At 47.1% G+C, this 22,545-nt stretch carries 23 protein-coding genes, 1 pseudogene and 1 riboswitch; of the genes and pseudogenes, 14 read left to right on the top strand and 10 right to left on the bottom strand.

Annotated elements, in window-relative coordinates:
- Window positions 1-90 precede the first annotated feature (90 nt).
- The 3 genes from IQ217_RS04770 to IQ217_RS04760 all read right to left on the bottom strand — a co-directional run bounded on the left by IQ217_RS04770 (window position 91) and on the right by IQ217_RS04760 (window position 1,672).
- Complete coding sequence (locus IQ217_RS04770) at window positions 91-969, bottom strand: 4-hydroxybenzoate solanesyltransferase (protein WP_194019103.1); 879 nt, start codon at window positions 967-969, stop codon at window positions 91-93.
- 16 nt (window positions 970-985) lie between these two features.
- The gene (locus IQ217_RS04765; RefSeq protein ID WP_190595474.1) at window positions 986-1,219 is read right to left on the bottom strand and encodes a hypothetical protein; all 234 of its coding nucleotides are present in this window, start codon (window positions 1,217-1,219) and stop codon (window positions 986-988) included.
- An 87-nt stretch (window positions 1,220-1,306) separates the two neighbouring features.
- Complete coding sequence (locus tag IQ217_RS04760) at window positions 1,307-1,672, bottom strand: single-stranded DNA-binding protein (protein WP_190595473.1); 366 nt, start codon at window positions 1,670-1,672, stop codon at window positions 1,307-1,309.
- Between the two features lie 100 nt (window positions 1,673-1,772).
- On the opposite strand from IQ217_RS04760, the gene purE reads away from it, so the two are divergent.
- From purE to IQ217_RS04740, 4 genes are all read left to right on the top strand, one after another.
- Window positions 1,773-2,303: a 5-(carboxyamino)imidazole ribonucleotide mutase gene (purE, locus tag IQ217_RS04755; protein ID WP_194019102.1), complete on the top strand. Its 531-nt coding sequence runs from the start codon at window positions 1,773-1,775 to the stop codon at window positions 2,301-2,303.
- 121 nt (window positions 2,304-2,424) lie between these two features.
- On the top strand, window positions 2,425-3,351 hold the full coding sequence (argF, locus tag IQ217_RS04750) for an ornithine carbamoyltransferase (RefSeq protein WP_194019101.1): 927 nt from the start codon (window positions 2,425-2,427) through the stop codon (window positions 3,349-3,351).
- 25 nt (window positions 3,352-3,376) lie between these two features.
- Window positions 3,377-4,063, top strand: a complete 687-nt coding sequence (locus tag IQ217_RS04745; protein WP_190595470.1) for a potassium channel family protein — start codon at window positions 3,377-3,379, stop codon at window positions 4,061-4,063.
- Between the two features lie 282 nt (window positions 4,064-4,345).
- On the top strand, window positions 4,346-5,266 hold the full coding sequence (locus IQ217_RS04740; protein WP_199309494.1) for a hypothetical protein: 921 nt from the start codon (window positions 4,346-4,348) through the stop codon (window positions 5,264-5,266).
- A 484-nt stretch (window positions 5,267-5,750) separates the two neighbouring features.
- On the opposite strand, the gene IQ217_RS04735 is transcribed toward IQ217_RS04740, so the two are convergent.
- A complete protein-coding gene (locus IQ217_RS04735; protein ID WP_194019100.1) occupies window positions 5,751-8,339 on the bottom strand; it encodes a TIGR03960 family B12-binding radical SAM protein in 2,589 nt (862 codons plus the stop codon).
- Between the two features lie 363 nt (window positions 8,340-8,702).
- On the opposite strand from IQ217_RS04735, the gene IQ217_RS04730 reads away from it, so the two are divergent.
- From IQ217_RS04730 to IQ217_RS04695, 8 genes and pseudogenes are all read left to right on the top strand, one after another.
- A complete protein-coding gene (locus tag IQ217_RS04730; RefSeq protein ID WP_194019099.1) occupies window positions 8,703-9,041 on the top strand; it encodes a nucleotidyltransferase family protein in 339 nt (112 codons plus the stop codon).
- Window positions 9,031-9,363, top strand: a complete 333-nt coding sequence (locus IQ217_RS04725; protein ID WP_194019098.1) for a HepT-like ribonuclease domain-containing protein — start codon at window positions 9,031-9,033, stop codon at window positions 9,361-9,363. Before IQ217_RS04730 ends, IQ217_RS04725 begins: the two co-directional genes overlap by 11 nt.
- Window positions 9,364-9,415: 52 nt before the next feature.
- Window positions 9,416-9,541 (top strand): annotated as a pseudogene (locus IQ217_RS18805) (IS256 family transposase); the annotation flags it as partial.
- A 198-nt stretch (window positions 9,542-9,739) separates the two neighbouring features.
- On the top strand, window positions 9,740-10,738 hold the full coding sequence (locus IQ217_RS04715; RefSeq protein ID WP_194019096.1) for a cytochrome c oxidase subunit II transmembrane domain-containing protein: 999 nt from the start codon (window positions 9,740-9,742) through the stop codon (window positions 10,736-10,738).
- Window positions 10,739-10,825: 87 nt separating this feature from the next.
- A complete protein-coding gene (ctaD, locus tag IQ217_RS04710) occupies window positions 10,826-12,481 on the top strand; it encodes a cytochrome c oxidase subunit I (RefSeq protein WP_190599773.1) in 1,656 nt (551 codons plus the stop codon).
- A 39-nt stretch (window positions 12,482-12,520) separates the two neighbouring features.
- Window positions 12,521-13,213: a cytochrome c oxidase subunit CtaE gene (ctaE, locus tag IQ217_RS04705; protein ID WP_190599791.1), complete on the top strand. Its 693-nt coding sequence runs from the start codon at window positions 12,521-12,523 to the stop codon at window positions 13,211-13,213.
- A 249-nt stretch (window positions 13,214-13,462) separates the two neighbouring features.
- Entirely contained in the window at window positions 13,463-13,792 is a 330-nt protein-coding gene (locus IQ217_RS04700) for a thioredoxin family protein (RefSeq protein WP_194019095.1), read from the top strand.
- A 75-nt stretch (window positions 13,793-13,867) separates the two neighbouring features.
- The gene (locus IQ217_RS04695) at window positions 13,868-15,004 is read left to right on the top strand and encodes a DegT/DnrJ/EryC1/StrS family aminotransferase (RefSeq protein WP_194019094.1); all 1,137 of its coding nucleotides are present in this window, start codon (window positions 13,868-13,870) and stop codon (window positions 15,002-15,004) included.
- Window positions 15,005-15,025: 21 nt separating this feature from the next.
- On the opposite strand, the gene IQ217_RS04690 is transcribed toward IQ217_RS04695, so the two are convergent.
- From IQ217_RS04690 to speB, 6 genes are all read right to left on the bottom strand, one after another.
- The gene (locus IQ217_RS04690; RefSeq protein ID WP_190599776.1) at window positions 15,026-15,826 is read right to left on the bottom strand and encodes an ABC transporter ATP-binding protein; all 801 of its coding nucleotides are present in this window, start codon (window positions 15,824-15,826) and stop codon (window positions 15,026-15,028) included.
- 57 nt (window positions 15,827-15,883) lie between these two features.
- Window positions 15,884-16,726 carry an ABC transporter permease gene (locus IQ217_RS04685; protein ID WP_194019093.1) on the bottom strand — a complete coding sequence of 281 codons (843 nt, stop codon included), beginning with the start codon at window positions 16,724-16,726 and terminating at the stop codon, window positions 15,884-15,886.
- Between the two features lie 102 nt (window positions 16,727-16,828).
- Window positions 16,829-17,857 (bottom strand): aliphatic sulfonate ABC transporter substrate-binding protein, encoded by a 1,029-nt coding sequence (locus IQ217_RS04680; protein ID WP_190599778.1) that lies wholly within the window; start codon window positions 17,855-17,857, stop codon window positions 16,829-16,831.
- Between the two features lie 85 nt (window positions 17,858-17,942).
- Window positions 17,943-18,632, bottom strand: coding sequence for a hydrogenase nickel incorporation protein HypB (gene hypB / locus IQ217_RS04675; RefSeq protein ID WP_194019092.1), 690 nt, complete (start codon window positions 18,630-18,632; stop codon window positions 17,943-17,945).
- 60 nt (window positions 18,633-18,692) lie between these two features.
- A complete protein-coding gene (gene hypA / locus IQ217_RS04670) occupies window positions 18,693-19,055 on the bottom strand; it encodes a hydrogenase maturation nickel metallochaperone HypA (protein WP_194019091.1) in 363 nt (120 codons plus the stop codon).
- A gap of 75 nt (window positions 19,056-19,130) precedes the next feature.
- Window positions 19,131-20,303, bottom strand: coding sequence for an agmatinase (gene speB / locus IQ217_RS04665; protein WP_190599781.1), 1,173 nt, complete (start codon window positions 20,301-20,303; stop codon window positions 19,131-19,133).
- Window positions 20,304-20,373: 70 nt separating this feature from the next.
- A riboswitch (guanidine-I (ykkC/yxkD leader) is annotated at window positions 20,374-20,493 on the bottom strand.
- Between the two features lie 231 nt (window positions 20,494-20,724).
- On the opposite strand from speB, the gene IQ217_RS04660 reads away from it, so the two are divergent.
- The gene (locus tag IQ217_RS04660; protein WP_194019090.1) at window positions 20,725-21,234 is read left to right on the top strand and encodes a GAF domain-containing protein; all 510 of its coding nucleotides are present in this window, start codon (window positions 20,725-20,727) and stop codon (window positions 21,232-21,234) included.
- A 45-nt stretch (window positions 21,235-21,279) separates the two neighbouring features.
- A complete protein-coding gene (locus tag IQ217_RS04655) occupies window positions 21,280-22,311 on the top strand; it encodes a GGDEF domain-containing protein (protein WP_194019089.1) in 1,032 nt (343 codons plus the stop codon).
- Window positions 22,312-22,545 lie beyond the last annotated feature (234 nt).

The following is a 22,545-nucleotide window of genomic DNA, read 5'->3' as shown; positions in this document are numbered from 1 at the left end:
CGGGAAATCTTAATTTTTCTTAATGTTTCCCATTGTAAAGCAAATTTGAGGAATCTGCCAGTGGGAAAGGGATTGGCGCATAGTTACAGGTCAAAGCCAGCCCAATAACATTCCAGCTAGTAACACAAAGCCAATGATGACGTTTTGTCCAAAAATTTGACCGTATAGTTTTGGTTCCGGCGTGGGGGCACTGAGTTGGATGTATTGGATTACCCAACCCACAATGGCGATCGCCAAACTGAGCCAATAGAGGGGATTGAGCATTAGAATCATGCCCAAATAAAATAGACAGCCAATGGTGAGGGCAAAAAATATCCCCACCGCTTCTCCGACGTACTGACCAAAAAAGAGGGCACTGGAATTAACGCCAATGCGGCGATCATCTTCCCGATCTGCCATGGCGTAAACGGTGTCAAAACCGAGGGTCCAAAACACGGTGGCCCCCCAGAGTACCCAGGTGGCATTGGTCAAATCCCCTGTGACCGCACTCCAACTAATCAGTACAGCAAAGCCCCAAGCGATGGACAGCACTAACTGGGGCACCGGGAAAACTCTTTTCGCACCCGGGTAAGCAAGAATGACCGGCACCGCCGCCACACAGAGCCAAAAACTGAGGGGAGTGAGGTAAAAAGCTAGTCCTGCCGCACACAGCAAGGCCACTAATCCCACCCCAATGCCCACCTGTACGGAGAGGGTGCGGGCCGCTAACGGGCGTTGCTTGGTGCGTTCCACCTGGGGGTCAATGTCCCGGTCCCACAGGTCATTGACCACACAGCCTAAACCACTGGTGGCCAGGGTTCCCAAGGCGATGACACCCAACAAAGGTAGGGGCGGCAGACCTTGGGCCGCTAAACACACTGCCCACAGGGCTGGAATCATTAAAATCAGTCGGCCAGCGGGTTTGTGCCAGCGCAACAGGTAAATGATTGTTAACCAAAGGGGCTGGGAAGATGGGGTTTGGGCAACCATAGAAAAGATTAAAGGACTATTGGGGGGAAGGGGGACGGTCACTGCTCCAGGCCCACCAACCCTGACCACATTCACACTGGTAAAATTCCTGCCATTTGCGCCGTCGATCATCCCCCAACACTGGCGATCGCCGATTGATCCATGCCCTGAGGGCCTGGCGGGGGCCAGCCTGACATTGGGGACAACAAAAACCCCTGGCATGAACAGTATCCTCAACCCAAGGGGGAGGAGTGGGGTCAAAGACTTCCATGGGTTTCTGGCATGGGTAAGGGATGCAAAAGCTCGTCTGGCAATGGCGATCGCCGCAGTTTACCAATGGGGTTAATGGGTCCGATGACTAGAACTCGTCGGGGTAATTATTCATGGTGGCTTCAGCGTTGTCCCGCTTGGAGCCTAGTAAATCCAAATTATTGACCCGGATTACCGGTTTGGAACGGGGGGTACCGGAGTTCCGATCTTCCCAATGGTCAAATTTTAATGATCCTTGGATACCAATCAAACTGCCCTTTTTGACGTAGTTACCGGCTATTTCAGCAGTTTTACCCCAAATTTCGAGGTCAAACCAATCGGGGGGTTCATCCTTTTTGCTTGTGCGTCGATTTACCGCCAGGGTGAAGTTGCAGACTACATTACCGGACTCAAAATATTTAACTTCAGGGTCACGGCCGGCCCTTCCCACCAGATGGATGCTGTTCACTGACATAAAAATCTTTCCTTGGGATCTTGAAGATTTTCCGATACGCTATTAGCGGTTAGCCTCAGTTTAAAGTCAAACCTCCATCTTCGTCATCTCAATTTAATTTATGACTTCCCCCTCTCCCCTGGTCGGTATCATCATGGGAAGCGATTCCGATCTCCCCACCATGGCAGCGGCGATCGCCATTTGTGAACAATTTGCCATACCCACGGAAGTGGCCATTGTTTCTGCCCATCGTACCCCAGAAAAAATGGTGGAGTATGCCAAAACTGCCCATCAACGGGGCTTGAAAGTAATTATTGCCGGGGCGGGGGGAGCAGCCCATCTACCGGGTATGGTGGCGGCCCTCACGCCTTTGCCAGTGGTAGGTGTGCCAGTGCAGACTAAAACCCTACAGGGAGTGGATTCCCTCTATTCCATTGTGCAAATGCCGGGGGGGATTCCCGTGGCCACCGTGGCGATCGGCAATGCCCAAAATGCCGGGCTGTTAGCGGTGCAAATTCTCGCCAGCCATAATCCCGTGTTGTTGGAAAAAGTACAAGAATATCGTCAAAGTTTAGAAACCATGGTCTTAGATAAGCAAACCCAACTGGAGCAACTGGGCTATCGGGCCTATCTGGAAAAGCAAAATCACTAATCCCTGACATCATGGCGATCTACCAAGGGTCAACAGCGGAGTATGGCAAAATAATGCTTAATTAAGTCGATCATTTCGATGTTAATTTGACCACCACATTGGGGAACCAGGGATCAGGGCTATGGGCATTAAGGCGTTGGCAGGCAGAGATCTATTGGCGATCGCCGATTTGACCATCGAGGAAATGAAATCACTCTTGCAGTTGGCGGCGGATCTTAAGTCCGGTGTGCTCAAGCCCCACTGTCAGAAAATCCTTGGTTTACTGTTCTACAAAGCCTCCACCCGCACCAGGGTTTCCTTCACGGCTGCTATGTACCAACTGGGAGGGCAAGTATTGGATTTAAACCCCAGCGTGACCCAAGTGGGCCGAGGGGAACCGATTCAGGATACGGCAAGGGTATTAGACCGCTACATTGATATCCTGGCGGTGCGGACCTTCAAACAAACAGATCTACAAACCTTTGCCGACCATGCCAAAATGCCCATCATCAATGCTTTGAGTGATCTAGAACATCCCTGTCAAATTTTGGCCGATCTGCAAACTATCAAAGAATGCTTTGGTAAGTTGGCTGGCCTAACAGTGACCTACCTGGGGGATGGCAACAATGTAGCCCATTCCCTGATTCTGGGGGGGGTGATGATGGGAATGACAGTGCGGGTAGCTACCCCCAAAAACTATGAACCCTTGGCGGAAATTATCCAACAAGCCCAACAAATTGCCGCCCCAGGAGGCAAAGTGGAACTAACCGACGATCCCAAAGCCGCCGCCCAGGGAAGTCATATTCTCTACACCGACGTCTGGGCCAGCATGGGTCAGGAAGATTTGGCCGACAGCCGCATTCCCATTTTCCAGCCCTACCAAATTAACCAGGAACTCCTTGCCCTGGCTGATCCCGAAGCCATTGTGCTCCACTGTTTGCCGGCCCACCGGGGGGAAGAAATTACTGATGCTGTGATGGAAGGACCCCAATCTCGACTGTGGGACCAAGCAGAAAACCGGATGCACGCCCAAAAAGCCCTCATGGTGGCCCTGTTGGGTTTGGTATAATGCCGCTCAATTTAGAACAAAATTAATGAAAACTAGTCATTTTCTCAGTTTAATTCGCCAGGAAAAACGGCAATTTGCGGTGATCGGCCTGGGTCGGTTTGGTCGGGCCGTGTGTGAAACCCTCCACGTCAATGGCTATGAGGTGTTGGGCATTGACCAGGACCCCAAATTGGTGGCGGAAGTGTTGGCTGATCGGGTGGTGGGCAACGCCATTAGTCTCGATTCCACCGATGACACAGCCCTGCGGGAGGCCGGCATTTTTGAAATTGAAACGGTGATTGTGGCGATCGGTAATTACCTCAAAGAAAGCATCATTACCTGTCTTAATCTCAAGGAAGGGGGCGTAAAATCTGTCGTAGCTAAGGTTTCTTCCGAGACCCACGAAAAAATTCTTAAGCGCCTAGGCGTAGATTTAATTATCTTTCCAGAGCATAAGGCCGGCCAGGACTTAGCCTATACTTTGACCACTCCGGCGATCGTTGACCGCTTCAAATTAGATCCCAACAACAGCATTGTCGAAATTCTAGTTCCTGAAGAATTTTGTGATAAAACTTTGGCCGAACTGCAACTGCGGAAAAACCATGGGGTCAGCGTTTTGGCAGTGGGCTATGAAGAAAAATTTAAAATCAACCCCCCTCCCCAGGAACGATTGCAACGGGGGATGATTCTAGTCCTCCTCGGTTCCAACGAAGATATTGGTCGTCTAGTCTAGTATTTAACAAATGAACAGTAACTAACTTAATTGCCCGTGATTCTGGCAATTCTGGGTGATCTTTGAAAAAATATGGAGGTCAGTCATCTGTCAAGTAAGCATTGAGTTTTCAGATTTCATCGAGGATTGCTATAGGGTATTTGGCGCTGACCAAAAACAGGTTACCAACTAGTCACCAGCAACAAAATTAAATAGTTTGCATCTTGATCCCCGGACCTTCACATCTTTAACGGTGCATGGGGGTGCCTTCAATTAAATTAAACCCACAGAGAAATAATATTTTTGATTAATGGGAAGAAAGTAGTGATAAAACATACGTTTTTTAGTTTAATTTTTCTGCTATTGCAGCCTGATTTAGCTTACGGTCAAGATAAAATCCTAGCTGATGTATTTTTTGTCAATTCTTCAGTCAAAAAGATTGATAATCTATCTATTGATTCAACTGTGGAGCATTTACAAAGTAGCAGAAAAAATTTAACCGACATCGATAATTTACAATACACTGAAAGTATTGTGGAGCTGGAAACCAGTTTTGAAAAGGTCGAGATAAAAAGTCCAAGCCTAGAATCTTTGACCAAATTTATTTTAGTCAATGAAAGCACCATTGGTCCCTCTGTTGTTGTTCCTAGCCCTAGGGCAAATCTAGACTTATCGTCGCCAACTTACCAACAAATACCGTTTCTAAAAGGAGAGGAGAATGTTAACTCTCCCAACATCGACACTTCTTCCCCTGTCAACGTTTGGCATTTAACCGATAAATATTTGACCCTTTCCCCTATTTCTTGGCACGTAGATTATACAGAACCGGATGTCAATAACTTCCCCTTTGGTATTGGGGCCGCCTACGATTTTGAAATTATTAATCCTAGCTACGGATTCTTAAATATTTTTGTTGAAAATTCCGTAGTTAGTGTAGAGTTTAATGTTTTTAGAGATTCAGATTTCGGCTATCCGTCGGCATATGCGGGTCTTAGTTTAAGAAGAAATATTTTTGCTAGTCCGATTCAAATTGGCTCTGCCATGGGGTTGCTTTATACCACACAACTCCAGGAGCTATCGGGAAGTCCGGTACTTCCGTTTATGTTGCCGTTTGTGCAAACCGACTTTGATAGTCCAATAAATTTACGGATAGTTTATATTCCATCCTTTGCAGACTACAATAGCCAACAATTTTTCTTTACCCTATTAATCAAAATTAATTAGTCCAATAGAATTGATCTTAATTTTTGGGATACATACCCCGCAGCTTGCTGCAACTACAAATGAAAACGATGTCCGAATGGCATTGTAAAGCGTAACTGAACCACGAAGTGTGTGAAGTGAAGCGCAGTGATACCCCGTTGCTTGCAGCGGAGAAGTTCATTCAATTCATAAAGATTTTTCTGAGTATTTTTTTGTCAACAAAGAAAATTTATTTATTTGTTATTTTCTGATACTGCTTGTATATAAAATTGAGGAATTAAGCAAAGAAAATAATAAACTGAATATCTAAAGAGCAAAAAAAACTTTGTGTAAATATTTAATCCCAGAAAAATTAAAGTCATTAAAAGACGGCATAGAAAATATCATCAATAAATATATTTCTATTTTTAGTGAGTCCAAAAATAATCCACTACCTTATCGGCTATATGTTTTAGAACAAATAAATTTATAAGGTTAAAATGCTCCTCGAAAAATTAATAGTAAATTACTTGTCACTGTCCACAATTAACCCCAGGCGATGAATCTGACCTAGTTGAATATTAACTCCACTCACTTGCTCAAACAAATAGGCTAAATTGCGGGGTTGCAACTGGGTGCCATCATTACGGCAGGTTCCGGTGTAATCCACAGTGATGCCCTCTGGTGTCATTTCAAGCAGAGACAAATCAAGTAACTGTTCCCGTAAATTAAGGTTTACTTTTTTGCCTCGTTTGGTAGTTTTTTCCCACAAGATTTCCTTTCGGACTAGAATCTCTTCCGTCCAGGCTTGCCATTGAGTCAATGTCACCGGGTCTTCAGTTATTAGTTGCACCCGATAACTAGCTTGGATTAAGGATTGGGTTGCTCCTGGAGCCTTAAGATCCACTTCCAAAACCCGATAAAGGGGTAAATCTGCTGGTAAAACAGCGGCTAATCGTTGGCGAAATTCATGGGGATCCAGTCTTTCGGCGAGGTCAAAATCGACAATTTCCCCACTACTGCTGGAACCTAACGGTAAGGCATTGGCAATGGAAATGCGGGGCCCTGGATGAAATCCCCCGGTAAAGGCAATGGGTAAACCAGTACGACGCATGGCCCGGTCAAACAGTCGCACTAAGTCGAGGTGACTAACTAAAGCCATGGAATTTTGTTTACCAAACCAGACCCTCAATCGCTGTACTCGGTCAGTGTTGGGTTTAAAGTCCCCATCAAAAACCGGAATGGGGGGCACTGGGGCAATAATGTTATGGCCAAAATCCACTCCACAAACACCGCAATGGGAACAACCATCAAAGGAACAGTCCGGGACGGTGGCCGCTTCCAGGGCCTTGAATAGGTCATTTTTGAGCCAGGTTTTATCAATGCCCGTATCAAGGTGATCCCAGGGTAGGGGGGCATCATAAACGTTTTCATCGGGGGTATCACCATGGAAAATATTCCACTCCCCATCTTCTACGAGGCGATATTTCCAGGTTAAGTCCGCTTCATCGATCGCCTGGGCCCAGGCCCCATAGGCTTTGTCCAAACTTTCCCACCAGGCATCCATGCCCGCCCCCAATTCCCAGGCCCGACGCACCACTTGCCCCAAACGGCGATCGCCCCGGCCGACGAAATCTTCCATGGCGGAAATGCGGACATCGGTATAGTTTACTTTCACTCCCCTCATCCCTTTAAAAGCCTGTCGCAATAAATCCTGCTTGCGGCGAAACTCACTGGTGGAAACAGAGTGCCATTGGAAAGGGGTGTGGGGTTTAGGGGTGAAATTGGAAATGGTCAGATTGAAATTTAAAGTTCGACGTTGGGGTAAACGACATTCCTGGCGCAACCATTGCACCGTTTCCACAATGCCCAACACGTCCACATCGGTTTCCCCCGGCAGGCCAATCATGAAATAAAGTTTGACCTTATCCCAACCCTGTTCCACCGCCGTTTTAATGCCCCGCAATAATTCTTCGTTAGTCAAGCCTTTATTAATAACATCCCGTAATCTTTGGGTACCTGCTTCCGGAGCAAAAGTTAAACTCCCCTGTCTGGTACCACCAAGAATATTGGCGATGTTTTCATCAAAGCGGTCTACCCTCTGGCTGGGTAAAGTGAGGGCAATGTTTTCATTTTTGAGGCGATTTCTAATTTCCAATCCCACCGCCGGCAAGGCCAAATAATCGGAACAACTGAGGGAAAGCAAAGAAAATTCGTTATAGCCCGTTTGCCGAATGCCGGTTTCAATGGCATCAATCACCGCTTCTGGTTCCACATCCCTGGCCGGACGGGTCAACATCCCTGGCTGACAAAAACGACACCCCCTGGTACAACCCCGACGAATTTCCACCGTTAGGCGATCGTGAACCGTTTCAATAAGTGGCACTAAACCAATGGAGTAGGCGGGAATGGGGGTGGCCACCCGGCGCATAATGCGTTTGGGCACATCTTCCCGATGGGGATGCACAGAACCATCATCAGCCATGTCATAAAAACGGGGCACATAAACCCCCGGCACTTGGGCTAAATCAAGCAATAAATCTTCCTTGCTTAGTCCTTGCAGTTTGCCTTCTTCGAACACCAAACCAATTTCTGGCAATAATTCTTCCCCATCCCCCAGGGCCAGGAAATCGAAAAAGTCGGCGTAGGGTTCGGGATTGGAGGTGGCAGTCTGACCCCCAGCAAAAACCAAGGGATAATCCCCGTCTTTTCTTTCTTGCCAAGTGAGGGGAATTTGGGCCAATTGCAACATTTCTAAGATATTGGTGGCCCCCAACTCATAGCTCAGGCTAAACCCTAAAATGTCAAATTCTGGCAGATAACGGCGGGATTCTAGAGCGAATAAAGGGGTATTAGTCTCCCTCAGTTTTATTGCCAGGTCGGCAGCAGGGAGATAGGTGCGATCGCACAATTGCCTGGGTTGGGCATTGATGATGTTGTAGAGCAAAATATGCCCCAGGTTAGAAGCCCCCAGCTCGTAAACTTCAGGATAGGTCAACACCCAGCGCACCGTGGCACTGTCCCATTCCTTATGCACTGTCCCCAATTCGTTGCCTAGATACCGGGCGGGCTTATGGATCTCGGCATTAATCAAGGTTTCGACGGGCACTGGCATGGTTTTCACTTGGGCGCTGGGCAGTTATCCATTATCGCACGGAGCTTTGGGGGAATAGCCCATTGGTAAGCTCAACCGCCTATGATACTCAAAAAATCTAGCTAGTTCGTTTTTTATAACAAAGATTATTTGACTCGCATTTCAGTAACCATTTTTTTGAGATGTTCGTAATAATGTAAATATGATACTGTTCACAAAATTTGGCGATCGCCGTTGTGTTCAAATCAATAGCTAAAGGTATTCATCGTATAGTTTTGATATTGTCTCCGGTAGACAAACGAAAAATTTCAAGGTTTATCATGGTGTTACTAGCATAATATAGGCAATTATTGTAAAGGGTAAGCTAACGAGCTAGACTGCGTTATGGCAATACTACAACTAAGTCCTAAACTTGAATCGCGGCTGGGAATTAACTCACAGCAACTGGTTGAATTTTGCCAGCGATGGCAGATTGCTGAACTGGCACTTTTTGGCTCAGTTTTACGAAGTGACTTTAATTCTAAAAGTGACATTGATATGCTTATTTCCTATCTACCTACTGCTAAACGGGGATTTTTTGAAAAGATACAAATGCAAGAAGAGTTATCATCTTTACTGAATCGTAATGTTGACTTAGTTAGCAAAAATGCTATTGAAAAAAGTCATAATTGGCTTAGACGTAAAAATATCCTCGATTCCGCTGAGGTGATTTATGTTGCGTGATCAAGAAGCATTAATAGACATAGCAGAATCCACTAAACTTGTTCTTTTTTATACAAAAAATATAGACTTTGAAGACTTTTCGATAAATATTGAAAAACAAGATGCCATTCTACGACGTATTACCATCATAGGCGAAGCAACAAAGCGACTTTCATTAGATTTTCGGGATAGACACTCCGAAATACCATGGAAACAAATAGCCGGAATGCGAGATATCATTACCCACGATTACAACGAGGTTGATATTGATGAGGTTTGGACTGTTATCAAGAAAAATTTGCCGGAACTTTTACGTTATATTGAGCCACTCATTGGGGACTGAACAGAATTTTGTGTAAGGGGATTAGAATCCAAGCAAAACGAGGAAACCCCTTATGGTACGCAAAAAACAAGAACCAAATCGCGTCGATAGCTTACTAGACGAGCTGCTCGAAGAACATCAAACCCCAGAAGAAATTCTGGGAGAGTCAGGACTACTAAAACAGCTAACCAAAAGTTTGAGTGTCATTGGCTCATCAGTGGAACCCTATAATTTTCTACAGGCTAAATTTACTATAGCGCTCGGGTTGACAAAACAGACGACAAGATTGTTAAAGAACTCTGAAGAATTTGGCTGGAGCTTGACCCCGGTCTGGAGAATTGCTTTACCCTGTAGGGAATTGTAATTTTTGTTGTTTTCCGAGAGATAGAGGTTTGCTGTGAAAATTCCCGGTAGTGTCATAACCCTTCTCATCGGTGTTGTGGTCACAGTTGTTAGCTTATGGTACGGACAGAATCATGGTCTGATGCCCGTTGCCGCCTCCGCCGATGCGGAAGAAGTGGATGGCATTTTTAATTACATGATGACCATTGCCACGGGATTATTCCTTTTGGTGGAAGGGGTCTTGGTTTACTGCCTGATCCGCTTTCGCCGTCGCAAGGGCGACCAAACCGATGGCCCTCCAATTGAAGGTAATGTGCCCCTGGAAATTCTCTGGACTGCCATTCCTACGGTAATTGTTTTTACCTTGGCAGTGTATAGCTTTGAGGTGTACAACAACCTGGGCGGATTGGATCCAACCATTTCTAGGGATAATGCCGGTCAGCAGATGGCCCATAACCACATGGGACATATGGGGAGTATGGGTAATATGGTGGCTATGTCTGGGGACGGAGATGTGGCCCTGGGTATTGGTTTGGATAGCGAAGAACAAGGAGTCAAACCCCTGATGGTGGACGTTAAGGGCATTCAGTATGCCTGGATTTTCACCTATCCCGAGACTGGAATTATTTCCGGGGAACTGCACGCCCCCATCGATCGCCCGGTGCAATTGAATATGGAAGCGGGGGATGTGATCCATGCCTTTTGGGTTCCCCAATTGCGATTAAAACAGGATGTGATTCCCGGGCGGGGCAGTACTTTGGTGTTTAATGCCAGTACCCCTGGACGGTATCCGGTGATCTGTGCCGAGTTGTGTGGTGCTTACCATGGAGGCATGAAATCGGTTTTCTACGCCCATACCCCCGAAGAGTATGACGACTGGGTAGCGGCCAATGCTCCGGCTCCGACGGAATCGATGGCAATGACATTGCCTAAAGCAACCACCGCCATGACTCCCGAAGAATACTTGGCCCCCTATGTGAAGGAAATGGGAGTGGAAACCAAGGGATTGGCCCAGTTGAAGGATCAAGTCTCTCCGGTCAAAGATCTGCTTTGATTTGGCTGGAGTACTAACCTTTGGTATGACTGGTCAGTTTTGCCCTAATACTCTGTAAATTTTGACAAATCTAGTAGAAAACTTTTTATGACTACTGCCGCTGAGAATCTAACGGCTAATCATCCCCGCCGCAAATGGACGGATTATTTTACCTTTTGCGTTGACCATAAGGTGATTGGCATTCAATACCTGGTTACATCCTTTCTTTTCTTTTTCATCGGTGGTTCTTTTGCGGAAGCCATGCGGACGGAATTAGCCACTCCCTCCCCGGACTTTGTCCAGCCGGAAATGTATAACCAACTGATGACCCTCCACGGCACGATCATGATCTTTCTCTGGATTGTGCCGGCCGGGGCTGCCTTTGCCAACTATCTCATTCCCCTAATGGTGGGCACAGAGGATATGGCGTTTCCTCGCTTAAATGCCGTCGCTTTTTGGCTCACTCCGCCGGGGGGCATTTTACTCATCTCCAGCTTTTTTGTCGGGGCACCCCAGGCCGGTTGGACTTCCTATCCCCCTTTAAGTTTGCTCAGTGGCAAATGGGGAGAGGAACTCTGGATTTTGAGTCTGCTTTTGGTAGGGACCTCCTCCATCTTGGGGGCAATTAATTTTGTCACCACCATTTTAAAAATGCGCATTAAGGACATGGATTTGCACAGTATGCCCCTGTTTTGCTGGGCAATGCTGGCCACTTCTTCCCTAATTTTGCTTTCCACCCCGGTGTTGGCATCGGCGTTGATTCTGCTTTCCTTTGACCTCATTGCCGGCACTAGTTTCTTTAACCCAGTGGGGGGAGGAGACCCGGTGGTTTACCAGCACTTATTCTGGTTTTACTCCCATCCGGCAGTCTACATCATGATTTTGCCCTTTTTTGGCGTCATTTCTGAGGTCATCCCTGTCCATGCCCGCAAACCCATCTTTGGCTACCGGGCAATCGCCTATTCGAGTTTGGCCATCAGCTTTTTGGGCTTGATTGTTTGGGCCCACCACATGTTTACCAGTGGCACCCCCGGTTGGTTGCGGATGTTCTTCATGGCCACCACCATGTTGATTGCTGTGCCCACGGGAATCAAAATTTTTAGTTGGTGCGGCACCCTCTGGGGAGGAAAAATCCAACTCAATTCCGCCATGCTGTTTGCCTTTGGCTTTCTGTCTAGCTTCATGATTGGCGGGCTAACCGGGGTAATGGTGGCATCTGTTCCCTTCGATATTCATGTCCACGACACCTATTTTGTGGTGGGCCACTTCCATTACGTGCTCTTTGGTGGCAGTGCCTTTGCCCTGTTTTCTGGGGTTTATCACTGGTTCCCTAAAATGACTGGCCGCATGGTCAATGAACCCCTGGGGCGTCTCCACTTCATTCTCACTTTTATTGGCATGAATTTGACCTTTATGCCCATGCATGAACTGGGTCTAATGGGCATGAACCGCCGCATTGCCCTCTACGATGTTGAATTTCAGCCGCTAAACGTGTTGAGCACCATCGGAGCCTACGTTTTAGCTGCTTCCACCATTCCCTTTGTGATTAATGTCTTTTGGAGTTTGTTTAAAGGGGAAAAAGCGGCCCGTAATCCTTGGCGAGCCCTAACTCTAGAATGGCAAACGGCTTCTCCTCCCATCATCGAAAACTTTGAAGAAGAACCGGTGCTCTGGTGTGGTCCCTACGATTTTGGTATTGACACGGAGTTAGTGGACGAGGAAGAAACAGTCCAAACCCTAATTGCCGATGCGGCAGGCAGTTAGCTTCCTGCAACTGCTGTACCTAGGGGGATGTTTAGTTCAATAATTTCCCCCATGGGCTCGTCAGCCAGAAGTTTTCGGCAAAATCCTAGAAATTCAGCAACGATAATTGTCAGTCCTATGCAAACCACTGCTATTAGCTCCGATTTAAACAGCGCCTATACCTCAGGGGAAGCCCATACCCACCACGGCCACCCCGATCTACGGATGTTTGGGGTTGTCCTCTTCCTCGTGGCAGAAAGTGCCATTTTTCTGGGCCTGTTCACCGCCTATTTGATTTACCGCAGTGTGATGCCCGCCTGGCCCCCTGAAGGTACGCCGGAGTTGGAATTACTCTTGCCTGGGGTCAATAGCATTATTTTGATTTCCAGTAGTTTTGTCATGCACAAAGGTCAAGCGGCCATTCGCAATAATGACAATGCTGGGTTGCAAAAGTGGTTTGGCCTCACGGCCATTATGGGCATTATCTTTTTAGCAGGCCAGATGTATGAATATTTCCATCTGGAAATGGGGCTAACCACAAATTTGTTTGCCAGTTGTTTTTATGTTCTCACAGGCTTCCATGGCCTCCACGTTACCTTTGGATTGTTACTAATTCTTTCTGTACTCTGGCGATCGCGCCAACCGGGCCATTATTCCAGCAAATCCCATTTTGGGGTAGAAGCGGCGGAATTGTACTGGCATTTCGTCGATGTGGTTTGGATTGTTCTGTTTATCTTGGTTTACTTGCTTTGATGGAAAGGCCCCCTTGTCCTCCGAGTTTGGGAGAAAATATACAAAAGCAAGTTCTCTGGTATTACCAAATCTGTAGGGGGTCGATGTCGGGGGCAAACTAAAACTATGCAGATCCAGTTCCTAGGAGCCAAAGCAAAACCAGTCTGGTGATAGGTTGATTTCGTGGCATGATGGAGAATCGGACTGGCACTCTCCCCAGTTTCGCGATCGCCTGAAGTCAAATAACCAAGAAAATTCTTGACCACTACCATGAGTTTACTGGAAATCACCGACGCTGAATTTGAGCAAGAAACCCAAGGGCAAACTAAGCCCGTGTTGGTCTATTTTTGGGCTTCTTGGTGTGGGCCCTGTCGGTTGATGGCCCCCGCTATCCAGGCGATTGCCAAGGATTATGGTGATAAGCTCAAAGTGCTCAAGTTGGAAGTGGACCCCAACCCCGCCGCCGTGGCCCAATGCAAAGTGGAAGGGGTGCCGGCCTTGCGTCTGTTCAAAAATAATGAACTAGTGATGGCCCACGAAGGGGCGATCGCCAAACCCAAATTACTGGAATTGCTAAAACAGGAATTAGATTTTATTTAAGACGGTGTTTGATTGCCCAAAGCGCCACCTAATAAATGACCAGAACTATTTCTTTACCATTCTTTTTCCCTAGCCATGGCCGCCGCAATTAAGCCCTTTTACTTCGACATCAGCGACGACGAAATTGAATTTTTTCTGGACGGGGCCAGGCAAATCCTCAAATCCGGCACCCTAATTCTCGGCAACCATACCCAGGAGTTTGAAACTGCCTTCGCAGAGTATGTTGGTACGAAACACGCCATTGCCGTTAATAGTGGCACTTCTGGTCTGGAAATTCTCCTGCGGCTGAAGGGAGCGGAAAATACCACCGTCCTCGTACCCACCAACACCAACTTTGCCACTGTCGCTTCTGTATTACGGGTGAACAGTGACGTGCAGTATTTGGACATGGACCCCAAAACCTTTGCTCCTTCCCTGGCCATGGTTAAGGAAGCGGTGGAGGGCAAAAGTTATCCCAAACCCCTATCTGGAGTCTTTTGGGTGCATATTGGCGGTGTAATTTCCCCAGAATTCCCTGCAGTGGTGGAATACTGCCATAGTCAGGGGCTCCATGTTTGGGAAGATACGGCCCATGCCCACGGCAGTCAATTTCAGGGAAAACAGGCGGGCAACTTGGCCGATGGAGCGTCCTTTTCCTTTTTCCCCACCAAGGTGATGACCACCTTTGAAGGCGGCATGGTCACTCTCAATGATGACGAGGAAGATACCATTGCCCGTTCATTGCGCAATCAGGGCAAACGGGGCATGAACTTTGGTGGCCTACACACAGATTTTGGTAATAGTACCCGCATGACGGAAATCCACGCTCTGCTGGGACAAATTCACCTGGCCAAGTTAACGAAGATGTTGGCCACCAGACAAAAGGCCTACGAACTAATCACAGCTCCCCTGAGGGAAGCGGGCATTGAATTTGTGTCTACTGACCATATGGACAGGGCTAGCCAGTACAAATTAATGGTTCTACTGCCGGAGGGTAAAACCCCAGCCCAAATGAAGCAGGCTCTAGCGGCGGAAGAGATTTATTTGGGGGGTACGGTGTACGAAATTCCCTGTCATTTACAGCCAGTGTTTAAAGATGTGTGTCCCGGCCAATCTTTTCCCAATGCGGAAACTTGGTGTCCCCGTCACATCTGTCCCCCCTTAACCTCTGGCACTACTCCAGAGGAAGCGGCCAGGGTGGGGGAAGCGCTGGTGCGCCATTTAAAGTCATAAGATTAAGCTATAAATTACTGTTTATTGGGCGATCGCCTCTGCCTCCTCAGTGTGACTGCCCCTTAATAAACTGGAAATTTCATCGCTGTATTTAAAAAATTCTGGTTCCCGCTTGATTTTATAGGTGCGATTTTTCGGAGTTTCTTCATCCCCCGGTAGGTTGATAGTCAGTTCCCGTTGAATGGTACCTGGACGAGAGCTCAACACATAGACCCGTTGGGCTAAAAATACGGCCTCTTCCACGTCGTGGGTAATCATCAGAATGCTACATTGCAGTCTTTGCCAAATGTCGATTAGATATTCATGCATCCTTTCCTTGGTTTGAATATCTAGGGCCCCAAAGGGTTCGTCCATTAACAAGACCTTCGGATGGCAGGCCAAAGACCTGGCGATCGCCACCCGTTGCTTCATGCCCCCTGACAATTCCCTTGGATAGGCCTGGGCAAAATTCACTAAACCCACCACGTCTAAATAATAGCTAGCGGTGTCAAACCTTTCCTTTTGGGAACAGCCTTGGAGTTTCAAGCCAAACTCGACATTTTCCTGCACCGTCATCCAGGGAAAAAGACTGTAATGTTGAAAAACCATGCCGCGGTCCGCCCCTGGCCCCGTTACCTTTTGTCCATCAACGTTGATGGTGCCGGAAGTGGGAGTATCTAAGCCAGCAATCAACCTCAAAAGAGTCGATTTGCCGGAACCAGAAGCCCCCACTGCACAAACAAATTCCCCGGTTTCGATGTGCATATTGATATTTTTTAGGGCCACCACTGAACCTCGTTTGCCGACAAAAATCCGATTTAAGTCAGTTATTTCTAGATGCATAATTTTTACTAGTTACAATTAATTTGATGATTGGGCAATGATCGTAAAAAAGCCAAATTACTGTTCCAGAGACCATTTACAAGTGAGTCTGAGGATGAGGCGAAATGATAAATCCAAAGCAAAACCAATTAAGCCCAGAACTATTAGGCAAGCAAAAATTTCATCGGTTTTCAAAAATTTCTGAGCTAGCAAAATACGTTTCCCTAAGCCATTGTCCGCCGCCACCAATTCCGCCACCACCACCAAGTTCCAAGCTGCCGCCATATTGATCCGGAATGCGTCAAGAATATTAGGGATGATGTAGGGGGTAATAACCTTAAATAAAACTTGTTTCCGTAATCCCCCCAGGGTATAGGTAACTTCAATTAACTCCTTGGGGATAAACTTGACCGCATCCATAATCATCAGGGTATTAAAAAATATTGTCCCAATGAAAATCAAGGCAATTTTTGAAGCTTCATCAATGCCGAGATAAATAATTAACAGCGGGATAAAAGCTGGGGCTGGCATATAACGCACCACGCCAATAATTGGCTCCGTTAAGCTGCGTATGCTAGGAAATGTGCCCATTAAAATCCCTAAGGGAATAGCCACCAATCCCCCTAAAAAAAATCCCCCTACCACTCGACCAAAGCTAGTCAGGGAATCTTGGATTAAAAATCCATCATTAAACAATTCTATTAAGGCTTGAACTACTGACTGGGGGGAAGGGAGAAAAACATCACTCACAGTAGGTAAGGATGAAAGCAAGGCCCACAATACCAAGGGAATAATGATCGATAAGGACATTAAGGACCATTTGAGCGATTCCGGTATCTCTCCACCAATGCGCCAAAAAACTGTGGGTTGTAGAGATTTTTTAGGGGAATAATTTGGTAATTTATCTTGGGCAATAGTCATAATATTAGGGAAGTTGATTGGTTAACAGAGTGAACAAATTGTCACAAAGAAAAATCAAAATCCCCCCGATTACTCATTAAAGGAGGCAACTTAAACCAAAGGCTAAGCTTGGCCAGCTAATGTTTTAACAAACTGGGAGTCAAGGATTTTATTTAAGTCAGGAGACTGTTTAATAAAGCCGACTTTAATCATAAAATCTGCCATTTTTTGGGCGGCAAAGGGCATGTGGACCATGCTATCTCCGGGACTAAAAGCTTCTAAGTTTTCCTCCAGAGTTAAAAAGCGGGTGCCATCTTTAAATAGTTGCAGTTCCTCTTGGCTCACCCCTGCCCGTTTAGCCATAATTTCATCGGATTTTTCAGGATTTTCTTCCATGAATTTACGAATATCAAACCAAGTGTTGATTAAAGCTTGAACCTGCTCTGGCTTTTCTTGAATTAATTTTTCCGTCACCACTAAAAGATCGGGAATGGCTCCGGGAAATTCAGCGGAAGTGACTAATTCCTTGGAGCCTTCTCGTTTCAAAGCGGTTAACCAAAAGGGAGGAAATGCCCCCACTGCGTCCACCTGTCCCGCTGCAAAGGCTGCCGCTGCGGCCCCAGTTTCTAGGGGCTTGATCACGACGTCGTCCCTGGTCATACCTTCCCTTTCCAGAGCCAAACTAAGCAGAAAATCATCCACCACCCCTTCTTCGATCGCCACGGTTTTGCCTTTGAGTTCCTGGACGGAGTTAATGTCTGCGGTGACAATAATTTTGTCGTTGCCGGCGGAGTTATCGTTAACCAGTACGGCTACTTCTCCGTTGACTGCTTCCCCCGCAAAGGAAATGGTGTCGTTCAGGGTTTGGCTATTGCCGTCCAATTGTCCCGCCGCCAGGGCCTGCATGGATTCCAGGTAACCGTCAAACCATTTCATTTCTACGTTGACCCCGTTTTTGGCAAATAGGCCTTCTTCTTCGGCGATCGCCCAGGGCCACCAGCCGGCCCAGTTACTATAACCAATAACAATGGGGGGCCCTTCTACTGCGGGGCTAGGGGTCTGGGATTGCTCTGGGGTTTGGGCACAACTAACCGTCAACAATATCGTACTACAAAAAATTAAGATTAAAGAAATTAAACTACGTCTCGGCATCAGAAGTTTCTCCACTAATAACTGCTATTATTTAAAGCTAAAAAGCAAGATTTTACTGTGTTGATTTTGACCTTTTAAATAGGATTTAAACATTAGCTATGACTGGGGTTTTGATTTGCTGTTTAACCCAGCTAAGCCAAGTAGCCAAACCTTCTCCGGTTTTAGCGGACACAGGAATGATGGTCACATGGGGATTCATGGAACGGACATTGGCAGCTAATTTTTCTAAATCAATGTCTAAATGGGGCATTAGATCAATTTTGGTAATTATCAAACAATCTGCTTCCTGAAACATGATGGGATATTTCAGGGGTTTATCCTCTCCCTCCGTGATGCTCAACAGAGCAACTTTGGCATGTTCCCCCACTTCAAATTCCGCTGGGCATACCAAATTTCCGACATTTTCCACCAGCACTAAATCAAATTCCTGGGGATTATAATCCTCTTTAAAACGATGGATCCCCCCCGCCACCATTTTGGAGTCTAAATGACAGGAACGGCCGGTGTTAATGGCAATTACAGGACTACCATATTGCCGCAGACGATCGGCATCTAATTCGGTGGTCATATCCCCTTCAATTACGGCCATTTTTAACTCACCTTGGAGGGCCGCCAGGGTTTTTTCTAACAGGACGGTTTTGCCTGCTCCTGGGCTACTCATTAGGTTCAGACAAGTAATTCCCCAGTCATCGAAATGTGCTCTATTATGGTCTGCCCCAGCCTGGTTGGCATGGAGCAAATTCAGACCGATCACCGTGTCAATGGATTGGTGCATAGTTTCTTGGCAGTAACGGTGGACAAGTTAATAAAAAATTTGGTCTCGGTGGGTTAGGGACTAAACCGGAGTGCACTGATGATGTTCAATCCGGTCAATTTTTAGCTCTCGCCCAGAGCGAATATCCTCCATGGGCGATCGACAGGTTGGGCAAGAATATTGCAAACCAATTTCGGGGCGATATTCCGTTTGACAGGGATGGCAATAAGCAACCAAAGGCACATCTTTAATTACTAATTCCACCCCCTCCAAAAAGGTTTGCTTGGTCTGCACTTCAAAAGCAAATTGTAAACTCACTGGTTCCACGCAGGTGAACTGACCCACAAGAAGGTGGATCTTGGTAATTTGGGGCTTTTCAATTTGTTGATCAAACCAATCCTGAATAGTCATAATCAGGGCTTTGGTCATGTCTGTTTCATGCATTTTTACCTCTCCCAAAGGCGATCGCCGATTATTTTGGAGTCATAAACTCGACAATGATTAGTTAAGTTGCAGTTATTATTGCCAAGGCTCATCTACTTCCATATTGGCTTCAGCATTGATGTAGGAGGGCTTTTCCTTACGGGGTAGTTGTTCTGAGACTACGAGGTGGGCCATGGTGTCGCAAATTACCCTGGTGGCCATCAAGGAAGTCATATCGCTGATGTCGTAGGGAGGGGAAACTTCCACCACTTCCATACCACAAACATTAGTTTCGCGAATAATACGTTTCAATAAGTACAAAGCCTCCCGGGGCAGTAAGCCGCCGGGTTCTGGCCAGCCGGTGCCGGGGACAAAACCTGCATCAATGCAGTCAATGTCAAAACTAATCCAAACGCAGTCGGTGCCATCGGTGGCCCGGGCAATGGCGAAGTCCGCCGCCGCATCTAAGCCCATTTCGGTAATATCGGTGACGGTCAAGATATTGGTGGCCCGCTCTCGACAAACTTTGACCCCCTGCCGGGGTACTTGCCAACCGCCAATGCCCAATTGGACTAAATTCTTGGCTGGGGCGTTGGCCATGTTGGTGGCATGGAACCAGGGACAGGTATGCATCCGCTCGTCTAAATCCGTTTCCTGGGTATCCACATGGCGATCGAAATGGATGATGCCAACTTTTTTATCCCCCAGGTGGCGGCAGATGCCCCGCACGGTGGGAAAACCAATGGAATGGTCACCGCCCAGAATAATCGGAAAGGCCCCAGAGCTGAAAATGTGGGCAATACCTTTGGAAATTTGGTCAAAGGATTTTTCGTTGTTGGCGGGAATGGTGAAAATATCCCCCACGTCACAGAGGCTAATTTGCTCCCGCAAATCCACCCCCATTTCAAAGTTGTAAGGGGTATAAAGGGCGGAAATACGACGAATACCCTGGGGACCAAAACGGGTACCTGGTCGATAGGTGGTGCCGGAATCATGGGGAACTCCGACGATCGCCACATCGTAATTGCCGACGTTACGGACATCTTCCAGATAGGGCGCTTTCATGAAAGTGTTGATGCCCGCATAGTGGGGCAATTCCCCCCGGGAGAAGGTGGGAATGGAGCGGTCCTTAATGCTGGCAGCGGCTTCTAAGCCATAGGTTAGCCCTTGATCCACTTCTTGTTGCCAACCGGTTAGGGGTAACCGAGTTTCCTTCACTAGGGCTTCTTCGGCTTCAGAAGGGGGACGGAATGGGGTGGCATCGCTCATAGGTAATTACTAGCTAAACAACAAAATTTGCCCAGGAGTTATTAATGACACCTAAGCGCTGGTCATTAAAGTCTCCCGGGCTTTTGTCCCGCCGTGTAGCTAGTGGCAAAAATCTTTACAAAACCTAGCCTGTTTCTCTCGGACCAGCCATTCCCCACATCCGGGAATCGGAACCCTAGAAACAATATCCCCTACCCTAGCTAGGGATGCTCAACTTGACTGTGTTCTGTGCTACTTTTTGCCGGCGATCGCCAAACCGCAGTGTAAAGTTTTGCATCAGCTTTTGCCCCATGGCCAGGGATTGGTCATAACTTTGCGATAACCTGAATAGGGAGAAAAATCAGAAGTCTAACACCAGCGGTGTGGTTGCCAATTAACCTAACTACCCAGCAACACGAACTCAATCAAAATTGCCTAGCCAATGCAAGAAGCTGCCATCCCATCCAATGAACAGCAGCGCTTAGCCCATCTACAGAATCTCAACATTCTTGATACGCCAAGCGATGAGAAGTTTGAGCGCATTACTCGGCTATTGTGTCGGGTATTGGATATGCCAGTGGCCGCCATTTCTTTAGTTGACGAAAATCGCCAATGGTTTAAATCCATTCGAGGCTCGGACCTAACCGAAACTCCCCGCGGTATTTCCTTTTGTGCCCACACAATTTTGGAGGATCGCACCCTAATTATCCCCGATGCCCTATCCGATCCCCGTTTTGCCGATAACCCCCTGGTGATAGATCCGCCCCACATCCGATTTTATGCTGGTCATCCCCTGAAAATGCTGGATAACATTCATGTGGGCACCCTCTGTGTCTATGACACCAAGCCCAGGGAAATGTCCGACGACGATATTCAGTTTTTAGAAGACCTGTCAGTTACCGTAGCCAATGAGCTAAAGGCCTACATGCTTAAGAGCTTCTTTACGGTTTAGTAGGGTACAAATTCAGTCATAGCAAAAAAGTTAGGAACTGTAGGGATGGAAGCTAAATTACCGCAAAATGAGGAGCAACGCCTGACCGTTTTAAGGCAACTCAACATTCTGGATACTCCAATCGAAGAGAGATTTGAGCGCATTACCCGTATGGTCTGCCGGTCCCTCAAAGTACCCATCGCCGCTGTATCGATGGTTGATGAATCACGCCAGTGGTTTAAATCCATTCAAGGACTAAGCGCTGCCGAAACTCCCCGGGAAATTGCCTTTTGCGCCCACGCCATTCTGAAGGATGAATTGCTCTTGGTCAAAGATGCCACCCAGGATGAACGTTTTGCTGACAATCCCTTGGTAACCGATGAGCCTTTCATCCGGTTTTATGCTGGTTATCCCCTCAACTTGGGTCAAGACTTCCATGTGGGTACCCTCTGTGCCATTGATCGAGTACCCAGGGATTTGTCAACGGAAGAACAGGAAATCCTCTACGACCTCTCCAAAATGGTGGAGTCCGAACTAGCAGCGATCGCCCTGTCCGAGGCTCAAATGCAGTTAATTCAAGAATTGGACGAACTTGAAAGGGTGGCCATGCTCGATAGCCTGACCAGACTATGGAATCGCTTGGGTATCGAAACCCTACTACAACGGGAGTGGGACTACGCCACCCGCAAAGATTCCCCCATTGCCATTGTCATGATTGATTTTGACAACTTCAAACAGATCAATGATCAATACGGTCATCTAGTGGGCGATGAGGTTCTACAGGGTAGTTCACGTTTAATCATTTCTGCACTGCGTTCCTATGATGCTTTGGGAAGATGGGGAGGAGATGAATTTATGCTGATCCTGCCTGGTTCCAGCCGAGAACAAACCGCCCTACTCCTAGAAAGAATTCAAGCCGCCATTGCCCAAAACCCAGTGCCCACGTCCGCAGGGCCAATGACAATCAGTTTGAGTATGGGGGGAGTCAGTGTGTTTGCTAAGCAGAGTGACGAACTCAAGCATTGGGTGGAACAGGCAGATAATCAGTTGATGAAGGTCAAGCGCCTTGGTAAGGGCAATTTTCGGTTGGCAGAATAATAAATTACAACTAATTTGATGGAGAGAGGAGATAGATCTAGTCTATTTGTCATTGTTGGTTCAAGGCAATGGTCCAATGCGGGATAGGAGCGATCGCCTGTGCAGACGGAGACTAATCAACTCATCTATCCCCAAACCACCAATGATGAAGGCAGCAAACCAGGAGCCCATTCTGTTGGCCGGTGTGGATAACAGCAGGATGGCGATCGGGTTTGGTATCTAGTTATACTTCGA

It is taken from the genome of Synechocystis salina LEGE 00031 (genome assembly GCF_015207985.1).
Classification (GTDB): domain Bacteria; phylum Cyanobacteriota; class Cyanobacteriia; order Cyanobacteriales; family Microcystaceae; genus Synechocystis; species Synechocystis salina.
This window is presented reverse-complemented; position numbering and strand designations above follow the sequence as displayed.